The 14,716-nt window shown below is 68.8% G+C and carries 13 protein-coding genes and 1 pseudogene; 5 read left to right on the top strand and 9 right to left on the bottom strand.

Going from position 1 to position 14,716, the window contains the following annotated elements:
* Positions 1–30 precede the first annotated feature (30 nt).
* Positions 31–891, top strand: coding sequence for a GNAT family N-acetyltransferase (locus GOALK_RS07860; RefSeq protein ID WP_006358271.1), 861 nt, complete (start codon positions 31–33; stop codon positions 889–891).
* Entirely contained in the window at positions 888–2,078 is a 1,191-nt protein-coding gene (locus tag GOALK_RS07855; RefSeq protein ID WP_006358270.1) for an alkaline phosphatase family protein, read from the top strand. Before GOALK_RS07860 ends, GOALK_RS07855 begins: the two co-directional genes overlap by 4 nt.
* Before the next feature lie 4 nt (positions 2,079–2,082).
* Here the strand turns inward: GOALK_RS07855 and GOALK_RS07850 are convergent, their stop codons facing one another.
* Both GOALK_RS07850 and GOALK_RS07845 read right to left on the bottom strand, forming a co-directional pair.
* Complete coding sequence (locus tag GOALK_RS07850; protein WP_006358269.1) at positions 2,083–3,207, bottom strand: DNA polymerase IV; 1,125 nt, start codon at positions 3,205–3,207, stop codon at positions 2,083–2,085.
* Between the two features lie 40 nt (positions 3,208–3,247).
* Positions 3,248–3,985 carry a hypothetical protein gene (locus tag GOALK_RS07845; RefSeq protein WP_006358268.1) on the bottom strand — a complete coding sequence of 246 codons (738 nt, stop codon included), beginning with the start codon at positions 3,983–3,985 and terminating at the stop codon, positions 3,248–3,250.
* 337 nt (positions 3,986–4,322) lie between these two features.
* On the opposite strand from GOALK_RS07845, the pseudogene GOALK_RS07840 reads away from it, so the two are divergent.
* Positions 4,323–5,009, top strand: a pseudogene (locus GOALK_RS07840) (DUF4389 domain-containing protein); the annotation flags it as partial.
* Entirely contained in the window at positions 4,987–5,547 is a 561-nt protein-coding gene (locus GOALK_RS07835) for an Rv1733c family protein (protein WP_040004057.1), read from the top strand. The pseudogene GOALK_RS07840 and the gene GOALK_RS07835, both read left to right, overlap by 23 nt.
* Before the next feature lie 20 nt (positions 5,548–5,567).
* Here the strand turns inward: GOALK_RS07835 and GOALK_RS07830 are convergent, their stop codons facing one another.
* Positions 5,568–5,951, bottom strand: coding sequence for a hypothetical protein (locus tag GOALK_RS07830; protein WP_006358265.1), 384 nt, complete (start codon positions 5,949–5,951; stop codon positions 5,568–5,570).
* A 62-nt stretch (positions 5,952–6,013) separates the two neighbouring features.
* Positions 6,014–8,311: a phosphoenolpyruvate synthase gene (gene ppsA, locus GOALK_RS07825; protein ID WP_006358264.1), complete on the bottom strand. Its 2,298-nt coding sequence runs from the start codon at positions 8,309–8,311 to the stop codon at positions 6,014–6,016.
* Positions 8,312–8,461: 150 nt separating this feature from the next.
* On the opposite strand from ppsA, the gene GOALK_RS07820 reads away from it, so the two are divergent.
* On the top strand, positions 8,462–9,007 hold the full coding sequence (locus GOALK_RS07820) for a hypothetical protein (RefSeq protein WP_230461902.1): 546 nt from the start codon (positions 8,462–8,464) through the stop codon (positions 9,005–9,007).
* Positions 9,008–9,018: 11 nt separating this feature from the next.
* On the opposite strand, the gene GOALK_RS07815 is transcribed toward GOALK_RS07820, so the two are convergent.
* The 5 genes from GOALK_RS07815 to GOALK_RS07795 all read right to left on the bottom strand — a co-directional run bounded on the left by GOALK_RS07815 (position 9,019) and on the right by GOALK_RS07795 (position 14,695).
* Positions 9,019–9,558: a flavodoxin domain-containing protein gene (locus GOALK_RS07815; protein ID WP_006358262.1), complete on the bottom strand. Its 540-nt coding sequence runs from the start codon at positions 9,556–9,558 to the stop codon at positions 9,019–9,021.
* A complete protein-coding gene (locus GOALK_RS07810; protein WP_006358261.1) occupies positions 9,555–10,448 on the bottom strand; it encodes a universal stress protein in 894 nt (297 codons plus the stop codon). Before GOALK_RS07810 ends, GOALK_RS07815 begins: the two co-directional genes overlap by 4 nt.
* Entirely contained in the window at positions 10,445–10,888 is a 444-nt protein-coding gene (locus GOALK_RS07805) for a hypothetical protein (RefSeq protein ID WP_006358260.1), read from the bottom strand. Before GOALK_RS07805 ends, GOALK_RS07810 begins: the two co-directional genes overlap by 4 nt.
* Positions 10,889–11,013: 125 nt before the next feature.
* Entirely contained in the window at positions 11,014–12,804 is a 1,791-nt protein-coding gene (locus GOALK_RS07800; RefSeq protein WP_006358259.1) for an Hsp70 family protein, read from the bottom strand.
* Positions 12,805–12,859: 55 nt separating this feature from the next.
* Positions 12,860–14,695, bottom strand: a complete 1,836-nt coding sequence (locus GOALK_RS07795; protein ID WP_006358258.1) for a dynamin family protein — start codon at positions 14,693–14,695, stop codon at positions 12,860–12,862.
* Between the last annotated feature and the right edge of the window lie 21 nt (positions 14,696–14,716).

Here is a 14,716-nt window from a genome sequence, read left to right as displayed (position 1 = left end):
CCCGCCGGACGCGGTGAAACAATCGAGGACATGTCGCATTCACCGGCTCCTGTCGAGGTACGCCCAGCTGGATTCGGTTCCGTCGAGGTTCGCGAGCTGTCCTCCCCCGACGAACTCGAAGAACTGATGCGGGTCTTCGACGACGTCTGGCGACCCGACCCGACGAGACGCCCGGTGGGCATCGACATGCTGCGGGCGTTGTCGCATTCGGGCAACTACGTCTCCGGCGCCTTCATCGGTGATCACCTGGCCGGTGGAAGCGTGGCGTTCCTGTCGGCACCGGCCGGTGAGGCCCTGCACAGCCACATCACCGGGGTCTCCCGACGCGGCCGCGGCCACCATGTGGGTTACCTGCTGAAGATGCATCAGCGGCAGTGGGCGCTGGCACGTGGACTCACGACGATCACGTGGACCTTCGATCCGCTGGTCGCGCGCAATGCGTATTTCAACATCACCAAGCTGGGCGCCGAGCCCATCCACTACTACGAGGACTTCTACGGCGAGCTCGGTGATGAGTTGGGCGGCGGCGTGGACTCGGATCGGGTGTTGATGTCGTGGGCGCTGCACGACGAACTGCCCAGCAGCGTGGACGGCGTCGGAAGTGTCGAGGCGCTGATCGCCGGCGGTGCGGTGCCGGTGATCGACGATTCCGATCGGTCGCGTCCGGTCGCCCATCACGAGCGGTTGGACCCCGACGCGACAGTGGTGGTGGCGTTGCCGCGGGACGTCGAAGCGATGCGGGTGAGTCATCCGCTCGACGCGGCGCGGTGGCGGATCGTGCTGCGGGATGCGATGTCGCCGTTGCTTCTCGAGGGTGATGCCCGACGGTCGGTGCGGTTTCTGCGGTCGGGTCACTACGTGTTCGGTCCGGCGGGCTCGGGGGTGCGGTGAGCGGCGAACTGACTCCCGACGAACTGACACCCGCCGACTGGGGGCGGTACCCGCACACTCTCGCCGACGTTCTGCCGGCAGCGTCGGTCGCCCTGAGCGTTTCTGACAGCGCGGATCTCGTTGTGCCTCCGGGCGATTCGGTGGTGGTTCTGCTGATCGACGGACTGGGCGCGACGCTGCTCGAGGAGTACGCGGAGTTCGCGCCGACCCTGCGGGAGCTGACCGCGACCACTCTGCGTGCGGGATTCCCGGCGACGACGGCGACCAGCATCCTGAGTCTGACGGTCGGCGCACCCTGCGGCGTGCACGGGATCATCGGCTACAGCTTCCGGCCCGACGACGACTGCCGGACACGGGGTTCCCGACGGGTGCTGAACTCGCTGCGCTGGAGTCTCGATGACGCGCAGGGACCGTCGGCGCTGGTCACCTATCCTCCTGCGCTGGTGCGTACACATCCCGGGAGCCTGGAAACGCTTGCCGACAAAGGTGTTCGGGTGACGTACGTGATGCCCGGCGAGTTCCGCGGGTCCGGCCTGACCCTGGCGGCGTTCCGCGCGCCCGGCCAGTACGTACCGGCAGTGACGCCCGACGGGGTGCGCGACGGCGTCCTGGCGGCGGTGCGGGGACACAGTCGCCATCGTCGGTTCGTCTACGCCTACTACAGCGAGTTGGACATGGCGGGACACATCCACGGCCCGGGGTCGTCGGCGTGGCTGGAGAAGCTCCGGCTCGTCGACCAGCTGGTGGCCGAGCTCGCCGCGGAGTTGCCGTCCGGCACAACACTGCTCGTCACCGGCGATCACGGCATGATCACTGCCGACCGCGCCATCGACATCGACACCGCGCCAGGGCTTCTCGAGGGTGTCGACGCCGTGGCCGGCGAGGCGCGAGCGCGGCATGTGTACGCGACGCCCGGTGCTGCCGACGACGTGCTGAAGGCATGGTCGGGGCATCTGGGCGATGCCGCACACGTCGTCTCGCGCGAGCAGACCCTCGACGAGGGCTGGTTCGGCCGCGAGGTGACCGATGCGGTGGCGAATCGGATCGGGGATGTGGTCGCGGTGGCTCGGGAATCGGTCACGTTGACGCGGTCGAAGAACGAGACGATGGAGTCGATGATGATCGGCCACCACGGCGCCTGGACGGCCGCCGAACAGCTTGTGCCACTGCTGGTTGCGCAGGGATAGTCAGTCAGTTCTCCTCGTCGGTCACCAGGTCGAGGCGCACGCCGAGGAGACGGACCGGGTGATCGATGTCGAACTTGGTGAGCAGGTCGGCGACCACCGCTTCGAGCTGGTCGAAGTCGAGACTCGGCGCAGGGAGTTTCCGGGACTTGGTGCGCGTGTAGAAGGTCGTGGTCCGGACGGTCACCGCGACGCGGAACGGTAGGCGTTCCTCGGCGATCACCTGATCGAGCAGCTCACGCAAGAGTTCGGCGGCCGCGGTACGCATCTCGGACGGGTCCGCGATGTCGGTGGCGAAGGTCCGAGACTTGGAGTGCGACCGGGCGAGCCACGGTTCGGCGGTGATCGTCGAATCCCCGCCGCCGCGGCACAGGACGTACAGCCAGTTGCCCTGGTGCGGACCGAAGGTGGCGATCAGATCGTCGCGAGGTGCGGCGATCAGGTCGTTGACGGTCTCGACGCCGGTGGCGGCGAGTTTGGCCGACGTCTTCGGTCCCACGCTCCACAGGTCGCGAGTCGGCCTCTCCCCCATCAGGTCCAGCCAGTTGCGGTCGTCGAGCAGGAACACGCGCGGCGCACCCACGCCGTCGTCGGGTGTGGCGCCGGGCGGCCGCTTGGCGAAACCGGTGGCCATCTTGGCGCGCTGCTTGTTGTCGCTGATGCCGACGCAGCTCGTCAAGCCGCACCGGTCGAGGATCTCGTGCCGGACCCGTTCGGCGAAGTCGACGATGCCGGCGTCGTCGAACTCCTCGACCTCGGCGCCCCGCACGCCGACGCCGAGGTACGCCTCGTCCCAGCCCCACACCTCGACGGGGTGGCCGGTTCCGCGCAGCACGTCCATGACGTCGGCCGATGCGGCGTCGTACGCCCCCATGTCCAGCGGGAGGTACACCGCATCAGGCAACTTCTTGTAGGCAGCACGCAGCGGCATCCCGGCCCGCACGCCGACGTCCCGCGCTTCATACGACGCGCAGGTCACGACCTTGCGGGCCTCGGTCGGGTCGCCGTTGCCGCCGACGATGACCGGGACACCGACGAGCTCCGGACTGCGCAGTCGTTCGACCGAGACCTGGAACTGGTCGAGGTCGACGTGCAACAGCCACCGGTAGCGTTGCGAAACCGACGTGGTCACCCCGTCAGGGTAACCACGGACCGGCGATCAGACGGCGCCGTCAGACAGCGATACGGACGTCGATCTCGCCGAGTCCCACGCCTCGGCACGACGAGCGCAGCGAATGCGGGTTGTAGCGCAGCACCGACAAGCCGCGCTGCGTCTCGGTCGACCAGCCGGCGAACGACGCACTGGCCTCGGCGATGAACCCGGTCAGTTCCGCGATCGACGGCTCGTCGAGCGCGGCCACCGCGTGGACGAGCACCTTCTCGAGCAGCGCACGGTCGCGGTGCAGCGGTGGCGGCACCAGATTGAGTGCGGGGGAGGCGGTTCCGCAGTTCGTCGGATCGGTCAGGGCATGCACCGCGACGACCAGGAAGGCCAGCGAGACGATCGCCCGCGAGGCGGGATCCCCGAGGCGACCCGGATATGACTGGATGATGTGGCACACCTGCACCGGCCGCGGCGGGGTGACGCCGACGGCCTCGGCCCGGCTGGGCTCGAGGAGCCCCAGCGCAGCCATCGCCTCTTGATGTGCGGACGAAATGGTTTCCGCGGCAAGCGCATCCGCATGCATCCGCCGAAGTTGGGCGACGATCGCCTGATGGCGTCGCACCGCCTCGTCGATCTCCCGGACCAGATGTTCGGTCAGCCCGAAGGTCGACGAATAGTGGGTCAGCGCCTGATATCCGGGCAACACGATGTGTTGCTCGATGGCGACGGCTTCGGCGATGGCCGATGGTTCGAGAAATTTTCTGGTGCTGCGCTTAGACGCGCGCGCCGAGAGAGTACTGGTCAACTGAGCCCTCCACACACGTAGACCACAAATGCTCCGGCGTGGAATCTGCCCACCCCGGTGTTGACCCCCTACGCCCCGAGCACCCCCTTCGATGCCGTTAACGAAGCGCACGATCACCATAGCTGGAATTACGGAAAAGTGTGAGTCGAACGACTGATGATGGAAAAATCGGTCATTCCGGAACACCGACGAATGCGTCTTGGGCCCTATTACCCAGTCGCGGTCGGCACATCGACCCTCTACACACCACCGAAGACCCTTCCTTTCCCGGGCCCGGCGGGTTTCACTCGATCAGAGGGCTTCGACGGGAGGACTCGAGACGATGCACGCAGTGACGCTGACCGGACATCTCGACGAACCGCTGTCGCGATGGCTCTGGCTGCTCAAATGGTTGCTGGCGATCCCGCACTTCCTGGTCCTGGTCGTGCTGGACATCGCGTTCTTCTTCGGCACGGTCGTGGCCGGCTTCGCGATCCTGTTCACCGGCCGCTATCCGCGCGGACTGTTCGACTTCAACGTGGGTGTCATCCGCTGGAACTGGCGCGTCGCCTTTTACACGCACTCCGCGTTGGCCACCGATCGGTATCCGCCGTTCGCGCTGCGCCGAACCGACTATCCCGCCGACTTCGACGTCGTCTATCCCGAGCGATTGTCCCGCGGCCTCGTGCTGGTGAAGTGGTGGTTGCTGGCGATCCCCCACTACCTGGTCCTCGCGGTGCTCGCCGGCGGATGGCTGGGCGGGCCGCTGGCCGTCGGCTACGCGGCACAAGGCGACGACGACCGTGTGACCATCGCGCCCGTGCTGGCCTTCGTGGTGTTCTTCGCCGCAGTCGCGCTGCTCTTCACCGGCACCTACCCGCGCGGGCTGTTCGACTTCGCGATGGGCATCAATCGCTGGCAGTACCGGGTGTGGGCGTATGCGGCGCTGATGTGTGACGAGTACCCACCCTTCCGGCTCGATCAGGGCGGGGACGAACCGACCACCTCGACAGGAGTCCGCGATGTTGCGGTTCCTCGCCCGTGAACTGCACAGCTGGCGGCTGATGCACGCTTCGTCGAACCGGCTGGTCCGGCCGCTGGATCGGCTGGAAACCACTGTGCTGCTGGCTCTCTGCGTGTCGGCGCTGGCAGGTCTACTCGCCGCCCTCACCGTCGGCGGCAACACCTACGCGGCACACAAAGCCGCCGCCGAGGTCCAGGGACCGCGGCATTCGGTGAGCGCCACCGTCATCACGACTCCGAAGCAGGACGACAGCCCGACGATCGTCGCCTGGCGGCGGCCCGACGGCGCACGCCGAACCGCCGCCGTGGACTCCGAACGGCAGGACCGCGTCGGCCGGGTCCGCCTCATCTGGCTCGACGACGAGCAGCGCGTCGCGGACCCGCCGGTCACCCACACGGACGCCGTCGTCGAGGGCGTCATGGCGGGGCTCGGCGTCGTGATGCTGACCGCCATGGGCTGGTGGGGGCTGGTCTTGCTGGTCCGGGCGGCCGCCGACCGGCACCGGATGCGTCGATGGGAGGCCGAGTGGCTCGAGTTGGACATCGACAGCCACCGGTGAGATTCCGCGGAACCTCCTGCTCAGCCGTCTTCGGCGTCCTCGAGGTCCCGCGTCGACAACCATGCCTGCGAATCGTCGATGCCGACCTGTGGCGGCAGCGGAGGTACGCGGGTCCCGAACACCTCGTGCGTGAGTTTGCTCAGGGCCCGGCATTCCTCCGCCCAGGACATCCGGCCGGCCGGGGTGGTCTCGTAGGTTCGACGCCCCGGGTACCCCGCCGATGCCTCTCGGACACCGACGAGCCCGCGTCCGACGAGTTCGTTCAGAACCGACCGGAGCTCGCGCGACTGGAGGCGGTAGCCGCGGCGATGGAGTTCGTCGAGCATCCGATGGTCTGACGCGTCTTCGTTCAGGCCGATACCCAGGATGTGGACACGAATGGCGGCGCGCTCAACAGCTCTCATCTGCCATCCTCCCTTCGTTCTCCGAGACCGCCGCGATGGTGGGGCAGACAAACATCCGACACCTACCGTCCGGGTGCGTCGAGGACGGCTTCGACGAGCAGTCGCTGTTCGGCGCGGGCGACGTGCAGACGGGTCGTGGCGATGGCGTCGGGATTGACCGACACGGAGGTGATCCCCATCCGCACGAGGCGCTCGGCGAAGTCCGGGTTGGTCGACGGCGCCTGCCCGCACAGCGACGAGGTGATCCCGCAGCGGCGGGCGGTGGAGATGATCGTCGCGATGGCGTCGAGGACGGCCGGGTCGCTGCCGTCGAACAGTTCGGCGCAGGATTCGGAGTCGCGGTCGACGCCGAGGATCAGCTGGGTGAGGTCGTTGCTGCCGATCGACACCCCGTCGATGCCGGCCTCGACGTATTCGGGGAGCCAGTACATCACCGACGGCACCTCGGCCATCACCCAGCGATGCAGGCCGCGTTGGCGGCCGAGCGGACTCTCGTCGATGAGTTCGAGGCAGCGTTCGAGTTCCCAGCGGGTCCGGACGAAGGGCAGCATCACGTGCAGATTGGGGTGCGTCTCCCGGGCCCGCGCGAGCGCCGCGAGTTCGAGCCGGAACACCTCGGGCTCCGAGACGTACCGATAGCAGCCGCGGAAGCCGATCATCGGGTTGCGTTCCTCGGGTTCGAACTCCTGCCCGCCCTCGAGTCCGCGGAACTCGTTGGTGCGCAGGTCGGTTGTCCGGTACACCACCGGCCGGGTGCCGAACGGACCGGCGATGCGTCCCAGGGCGTCCGCCATGGCCGAGATGGCCGCCTCGGTCTCGCCGGCGGCGATGACCGCACGCGGATGACGCCCCGACAGCGCCTCGGTCAGCATGAATTCGGCGCGGAGCAGACCCACGCCGTCGACGCCGGTCGCGCCGACCTCGGCGGCGTGCTCGGGCGACCCGAGGTTCACGTAGATCTTGGTCGCCGTCACCACCGCCGGCTGCCCCTGCGCCCCCGATGACGCCGAGACCTCGGTGACCGTGGCCCGCTGCGGTGCGACGCGACCGGACCTGACCTCACCGGAGCCACCGTCGACCGTCACCACCGATCCGGCCGTGAGAACCTTGGTGCCCGTTCGGGTTCCGACGATGCACGGGACGCCGACCTCGCGGGCGACGATCGCGGCGTGACAGGTGATCCCGCCGCGATCGGTGACCACGGCCGAGGCGCGGCGGATGGTCGGCAACCAGTCGGGGTCGGTCATCGGCGCGACGAGCACCTCGCCGTCGATGAGTTGGTGCCCGTCACGCGGGGAATGCAGGATGCGGACCTCGCCGCTGGCGATGCCCGGGGCGGCGGCGAGACCGCGGAGCAGAACCGGCTTCGACGACTCGTCCGAGGTGTCCACACCGGTGGTGATCGGCCGGGACTGGACGATCCAGATCCGGTGCTGCGGATCGATGGCCCACTCCATGTCCTGCGGGCGCGCGTAGTGACGTTCGGCTCGCAGCGCCATCCGCGCGATCGTCTGGACGGTCGTCGGGTCGATGACCGGCGTGGTCCTCCCGGGCGCCACCGGCTCGCGGCGGTCGTGACCGTCGCTGCCCCGCACGATCCGGAATTCCTGGTTGCCCATGCTGGTCTCTAGAACCGAACAGTCCGCCCTCGCGACCAGGAAGGTGTCGGGGGTGACCGCACCGGACACCACCGCCTCGCCGAGTCCTTCGACGGCTTCGACGACGAGATGGTCGAGGTCGCCGGTGACGGGGTCGGCGGTGAAGACGATCCCGGCGACCTCCGAGGACACCATCTTCTGCACCACCACCGCCATGAGCGGATCCGAGGACAGACCCTTCTCAGCTCGATAGGAGACGACCCGCGGCGAGAACAGCGACGCCCAGCACCGCACGATCGCACCCAGAAGCTCGTCGGCGGAGCCGACATTGGTGAAGGACGCGTTCATGCCCGCGAACGACGCATCCTTGCCGTCCTCCCCGACCGCCGACGACCGCACCGCCACGTTGGCGCCAGACCCGTTCGGGCCGGCATCCGAGTCGAGGCTCCGGTATGCGGCGAGCACCTCGTCGACGATCCTCGGGGTGATGCCGACCTTGGTGACCATCTCGGCCATCCGGCGGCTCAGGTCGGCGAGCCGGGCATCGTCACCGACCGCCGACAGGGCCTCGCGATGGGTGGCGACCAGGTCCTCGTGCACCCCGCCGTCCCGCATCGACTCCGCGAACGCGTCGGCGGTCAGCGCGAAACCGTCGGGGACCGGCAGTCCGGCCGTGACGAGTTCTCCCAGGTTGGCCGCTTTGCCGCCGACCACCATCATCTGCTCGAGTCCCAGCTCCGCGAAGGTCAGTACATGCCTCATACGCTCACCATTCTCTTCTTGCGGCGCGAGCCCTAGTGACCAACGGCGACGACCGAGATGACCAAGGTCTCTTCGTCGTGGTGCGTGCGCGGCGTCGAATGGCTGTGTCGGGTCCCCGCGGAGGTGCCGACCGGAAGAACGGTGCATGAGATGTCCACCCCACAACCGCTCCCGTGGCCGCAGGCGCTGAGCGCCTTCGGACGATGCCTGGTGGACGTCGTGCGATCGCTACGGCAGCGGCGACTGCATCAGCCGTCGGCGAACCTCGGTCGCGTCATCGCCTTCGCCGATGGCACGCAGGCCACCGTCTACCGGGAGACCGTTCACGACAACGGCCCGGTCACCGAACCGGTCAGCCTCATCGTCGCCTTCCAGTTGCGCGGGGTGGGAGGCAACCGGGTCGCACATCGACTGTTCCGGCTCGAAAGCGCTTGCAACACGGTCTTGTTCGCCGGATTCGACGGATTCGTGTCGAAACTGTGGATGACGGCCGACCACAAGCACATGTACCGGGGCGTCTACGAGTGGGACGGCTACGACAGCGCGGTCGACTACGTGCGTGCCCTGTGGTGGCCGCTGATGGTCGTGAGCCGCCGGGACTCCATCCGCTTCCACGTCGTCGGCGAGAGCACGCGCGCATCACTGCTCGACGGCGCTCATGGTGATTCAGATGGGTCGTGGTGGCAACCGGTGTGATCCGCCGCGGCTCACCGGTTGTCGTCGACGATCTGCCGACACCAGTGATCGACGTCGCCCCAATCCCGGGCGTCTCCGTAATGGCCGCCCATGAGACGGAACACGATCCGGCCGACGCCCGGCCAGTCGCCCTTGGCGATGGCCCCGGCGAACTTCCGATGATCCCGCAGGGTCCCGCTCGCCTCGATTGCCGCGACCGCTCGCGGCAGCGGAGTGCGTGGCCGGAGGAAGCGCGCCACCCGCGGTGACAGGAAGGTGGAGGTCTCGCCGACCGAGGAGACCGAGAACGCCCACACGGGGCCGTCGCGTTCGTTCGCCACCATCTCGGCGAAGCGCTCCGCCGCGGAGAGCCACTGGCCGTTGTGGATCGCGCTGCCGATGACGAGATGGTCGGCACCGATGGCGGTGTGGTCCGGCGGACCGGCGGCGGTGAGATCGCACAGATGAACCGTGGCGCCGGCGGCACGCAGACCGTCGGCGACCCGGTCGGCGATCTCCTTCGTCGATCCGTTCGCGCTCGCGTAGGCGACCACGGTGCGCTTAGCCCTCACCACGACCTCCGCGTCAGGGGGGCGGTGTGGGTGACCATCACCGGGCACTGCGCGACCTGCAGGACAGCCCGGCTGGTCGATCCCAGCAGCAGACCGCGGATTCCGCCGCGGCCGCGTGTGCCCACGACGACCAGCTGAGCGGTCTCGGCGGCATCGACGAGAGCATCGGCGGGAGAACCGATCTCGACCCGGCGCTCGATCTTGACGTCCGGGTAGTCCTCCGGGTACCCGGCGAGCTGTTCGCCCAGCAGCTCCTCCGCCTCGTCCCGGAGCTGCCGGATGATCTGGTGCTGGTCGCCGTAGAACGCGGTGCCGGAGAAGCCGCCGAACGTGTGCACCGCGAGCAGCGACGTCTGCAGCAGGTCGGCCTGCCGGAAGGCGTGACCGATCGCGGCGGTGGAGGTCGGCGAACCGTCGACGCCGACCACCACGGGCCCGGCGGTCGGTGATGGGCCGCCGACGACGATGACCGGGCATTCGGCGTGGATCGCCGCGTCATTGCTCACGGAACCGAGCAACAATCCGCGGACGCCGCCGACGCCGCGCCTGCCCACGACCAGGCTGTGCGCCTGAGCGGACGCGTGCCGGAGCGCGAGCACCGGCGAGCCGCCGACGACCGTGCCGTCGACCGGCACATCGGGGGCCGTCTCCTTCGCCACCGCCGTCCCGGCCTCGACCGCGCGCCGGGCATCGGACTGCATCGCCTCGACGACGACATCCGACGTCATCATCGCGGTCGGCGCGTACGCCCCCGGGAAGATGCCGACCGCGGACAGCACGAGCAGCGGACGGTTTTCGCGGGATGCGGCCGCCGCAGCCCAGCGGACGGCCATCAGTGCACAGTCGGAGCCGTCGACTCCGACGACGATCGGTGCGGTCGAATCGGTCATGGTGATCTCCTTCGTAGAGCGGTCTGCACGATGACGACGACCATCGCGATCGCGGTACCGGCGATACCCACGGCGAGCACGACGCGCGCGACCGTCGACCAGGGAATCCCGGAGTCGCCGAAGTCGAATGGGAAGACCTGCCAGAGACGGACCAGCGCAATGAGCCCGAACGTGTCGATGGCGAGTTCACCGATCATCTCGACGATCGGCGGGTCGGCGATGAGGTACATGGCGTTGGCGACGATCCCGGCGACCAGCGCGGCGACGACCCAGCCGATGATGCGGCCGAAGTCGTCGGTGAGGAACGGAACCGACTCCCAACCCGGCCAACCGAGAAGGGCCACCAGCAGTACGGCGTTCACGGCGATACTCACCGAGTAGCCGACTTGCCTGCGCCGGGCGTCGACCCGATGGTCCGACAACGACTTCGAGGTGGTCACGGCTGCTCCGAGGGGTCGACGACGCCGGCACCTCTCATGGTGGTCGCGGACCCCGGCGTCGAACCTGAGTCGAAGGTCATCTCGGCCGGTCCGAAGGTCCCACTGCCGTGGCGGTTCGGTTGCCCTCAGCCGGTGACGAAGATCCAGATCAGGAACACCACCCAGGCGATCGTGCCGAGGATGTTGACGCCGAGGGCGGTCATCAGCAGGGCGTCACGACCGCCCTCCGCCCGGTTGATGCCGATCACGGTGAGCGCCATGCCGACGATCGTGCCGAGGCAGATCGGGAACCCGAGGATGCCGAGGATCAGGCCGGCGAGGGCGTAGGTGTTGATGCCCGGGGACGCCGGAACGGGGTGTGCACCAGCATGTCCCGCAGCCGGGGTACCGGGTTGTCGCGGCGGGTACGGGGACTGGGGTTGGCGCTGCTGGGGCGGCGGATACATCGGTTGGGGTTGCGCGTACGCCGGCTGGGCGGCGGTGATCCCGGCCGGGGCACGGTGGAGCTGCGACCACTGTTCGGGCCGGAGATCGGCCGCACCGACGGCACCGAAGACGACGCCCGGTTGTGCGACGACCCCGGGACGCAGGTCGAGTCCGTGCAGGGTGCCCGCCACCGGGGCGTCGACCGTGAGCCGGCCCGACGGCGAGTCGAGCGTCGCCAGCGGCTCGCCCGCGCGCACGACCTGACCGTTGCGGGCGAGGACACCGGTGATCACGGTGCCGGGCGGGACGGTCGGGAACGCGATGCGGCGTGCGGAGGCGTCGACCGCGGTCGCCGACATCGGCGGATCGGTAGGCCGCGCCGCGTACTGCTGGGCAGCGGCAGCCCCGTGGACGTCGACGTTGGTCGATCGCAGCAGGCCGCCCTGGGCAACGACGACCTTGGGGTCGCCGATCCGGGCGACGCGACCCACCGACGACAGGGCCGACTGCAGCATCGGGATGGAGCTGGTCCCGCCGGTGACGTAGACGATGACGGGCCCCTTCGGTCCGGTGCCGGCGGCGTCGGCGCGGGCGATGGCGTCGCGGGTCAGTTCGACGGCGCGTTCGACGAACGGCGCGATCATCGACTCGAACTCGCGGCGGGTCAGCAGCAGCGTGTGCCGGGTGCCGGGCAGTTCGATGACGGCCTGCGCGGTGTCGGAGAGGGCTTCCTTGGCGGACCGGACGTGGTCGGCGAGGGCGATGGCGGCGGCCGGTGCGCGAAGGCGGGCCGGAAGTCCGGGGTCGATCTCGGCGGCTTCCTCGAGCACCCATCTCGTCATGCGGGCGTCGAGGTCGCGGCCGCCGAGGTTGTTGTCGCCGCCGGATCCGGTGACGGTGAAGCCGTCGGCCCCGGCGCGGATGAGGACGGCGACGTCGCAGGTGCCTGCGCCGAAGTCGAAGACGCACATCCGCTCGTCGCCCGTGACGTCATGTCCGCGGTAGACGTAATACCAAGCGGCGGCCAGGGATTCGGAGGCGATGCGCAGCCGGTCGGCGGAGATACCGGCGCGCTCGGCGGCGCGTCTGAGCACCCCCTTGCGGCGTTCGCTCCACTTGTCGGGGTGGGTCAGGATGATCGAGTCGAAGTCGGGAAGTCCGCTGTGGCGCAGCGCGGCCTGGTGCGCATGCCGCAGGACCGCGCCGATGAGGTCCTCGATCGGCCAGAACCGGTCGCCGAGTTCGATCTCGCCCTCGTCGATCCGCGACTTCGGGGAGTCCTCGTAGGCATCGGGGGCCTGCACGCGACGACGCACGGCGTCGTGCCCGACGACGATCCCGCCGTCGTCGGCGAACACCGCGGACGGCATCGCCGGACCACCCGAACCCAGGGGCACGATGACCGGTTCGGCCGGCCCCACGCGGTAGGCGGCCGCGGTGTTGCTGGTTCCGAAGTCGATGCAGAGTCGCCGGCGGCTCTCCTGTGTCACCTGACCACCTCCCACCATCCACCCTGAGGCACATGGTTACACAACTGACCGGCGTTCATCCGGTGGGCGCCCGGAGGACCCGGGCGATCGCTTTGCGGACGTTGTCGACCGCCACGATCTGGGTGCGCAGATCGGCGGCGGTCTTCTCCCGGTCGGCGGCCGACTTCTTGGCCTCGACCGCGGCGTCGTTGATGATCTTCGCCGACTCGGCGAGGAGTCGTTCCAGCAGTTCGTCGTAGGCGATCTGCAGGTCGGCGCTCGCCTCGGACTTGATCGACTGCAGTTGCGACCGCACGTCGGCCTTCATGTCGTTGACCGCCTTGGTCAGCCACTTGCGGTGGTTCTCCTTGCCGACCTTCGACGCCCGGAAGCCGACCACCACCCCGGCCCACACGGGCACGGCCACCACGTTGACCACCGGGATGATGGCCAGCGGTCCGCCGGCGGCGACGATCGACAGGAGCACCGGGTCGACCATGTTCTTCCACGGCGAGATCTTCTCCTGCTCACGCAGCTTGAGGTCGGACACATTGCCGGAGATCCGGTCGACGAGTTCGCCCGAGATGGTGGCGTCGGCGAAGAGGTTGTCCGCGATCCGCTCGATCCCGGCGACGAAGAACGCACTGACCTCGCGGGCGGCGGCCTCGAGGTCGACGGTCATCTGCCCGATCAATTCCTGTCCGGCGCGGTGCGGTTCGTAGAAGCGGAGCTTGTCGATGCGCGTCGACCACTGGCCGAGGAGTTTGTCGAAGCGGTCGCGGATCAGGTCGTCGGTCTGCAACGACGCGGCGGTGATGTCCTGGTTGAGCCGCGCGCGCCACTCGCGTCGTCGATCCTTGAGGCGCTGCAACCGATCCCGTTCGGCCTCGATGTCGGCGCGCTCGGCGGGGGTCGCAGTGGCCGCCTTCATCTCCAGAACCAGGCGTTTGCGGACATCGTCGAGGCCGGAGAAGGTCAGCTGCAGCGCATTGCGTTCCGGCGAGGCCGCACCTTCGGCGACCAGCGGCGTGAGGGCGTCGACGAGTTCGGGGATGCCCGACGCGGCGAGGGCACGTTCGCGGCGTTCGGGATCGGTGATGGCGGCGGCCTGCTCGGCGATGCGGTTGGAGATGCCGATGATCGGGATGTGCGCGAAGCGAGGCGCATTGGCACCGATGAGTTTCCGGTTCTCGGCGACGATCGTCCGCCACTGCCGCATCACCAGATCGGTCTTCGTGACCACCAGGACCACCGAGGCGACCTCCTCGCTGACGCTGCTGAGGAAGGCGAGTTCGGGGGCCGACAGCGGTGCCGTCGCGTCGCACACCATCACGAGCACCGAGGCGCCGCGGGCCGCACTGACCGCGGCTTCGACGTGTTCGGGAACCAACGATCCGACGCCGGGGGTGTCGACGATCGTGACGCCCGGGAGCAACGGCGAGTCGATCCCGACGCGCGCCGAGACCGGCGGCACGAGAACGGAATCGACTGCGGTGCCGGGCGCGAGGCGTTCGGCGGGAACCCCAGCGGCGTAGTGACCGCCGACGGTGATCCAGTCGGCGAGGTCGGCGACCGGGATGCGATGGGTGGCACCAGGGAACTCGATGAGTGCCGAATTGACCGGCAGGTCCTCGGTCGCGGGGGTGAACCGGACGTAGACCGAGGTGGTGATCTCGGTGTCGACCGGAGCCAGTCCGTTCACACCGACGAGGGTGTTGACGAGAGAGCTCTTGCCGCGGCTGACCTCGCCGATCACCACGACGGTGCCCTGCGGTGCGGGCCGGTCCGTCACGCGGAGAGCACGGTCGGCGATGGCGTCCTCGCCGTGCTTGCGCAGCATGTCCACGGCGGCTCGCAGCGTGGCGTCGGGGGTGGGGACCGCGGACTTGGCGGGCGCCTTCTCGAGACTCACTGCCCCGCTCCTCGTTTCACG

It is taken from the genome of Gordonia alkanivorans NBRC 16433 (assembly GCF_000225505.1).
Taxonomy (GTDB): domain Bacteria; phylum Actinomycetota; class Actinomycetes; order Mycobacteriales; family Mycobacteriaceae; genus Gordonia; species Gordonia alkanivorans.
Note: the sequence above shows the minus strand (reverse complement) of the source record. Positions and strands in the feature narration are given on the sequence as shown.

What these genes read in the sequence shown, in the direction of transcription:
- GOALK_RS07860 (WP_006358271.1), top strand. Translation starts at nt 31, where the DNA reads ATGTCGCATTCACCGGCTCCTGTCGAGGTACGCCCAGCTGGATTCGGT.
- GOALK_RS07835 (WP_040004057.1), top strand. Translation starts at nt 4,987, where the DNA reads ATGTTGCGGTTCCTCGCCCGTGAACTGCACAGCTGGCGGCTGATGCAC.
- GOALK_RS07830 (WP_006358265.1), bottom strand. Translation starts at nt 5,951, where the DNA reads ATGAGAGCTGTTGAGCGCGCCGCCATTCGTGTCCACATCCTGGGTATC.
- ppsA (WP_006358264.1), bottom strand. Translation starts at nt 8,311, where the DNA reads ATGAGGCATGTACTGACCTTCGCGGAGCTGGGACTCGAGCAGATGATG.
- GOALK_RS07820 (WP_230461902.1), top strand. Translation starts at nt 8,462, where the DNA reads ATGTCCACCCCACAACCGCTCCCGTGGCCGCAGGCGCTGAGCGCCTTC.
- GOALK_RS07810 (WP_006358261.1), bottom strand. Translation starts at nt 10,448, where the DNA reads ATGACCGATTCGACCGCACCGATCGTCGTCGGAGTCGACGGCTCCGAC.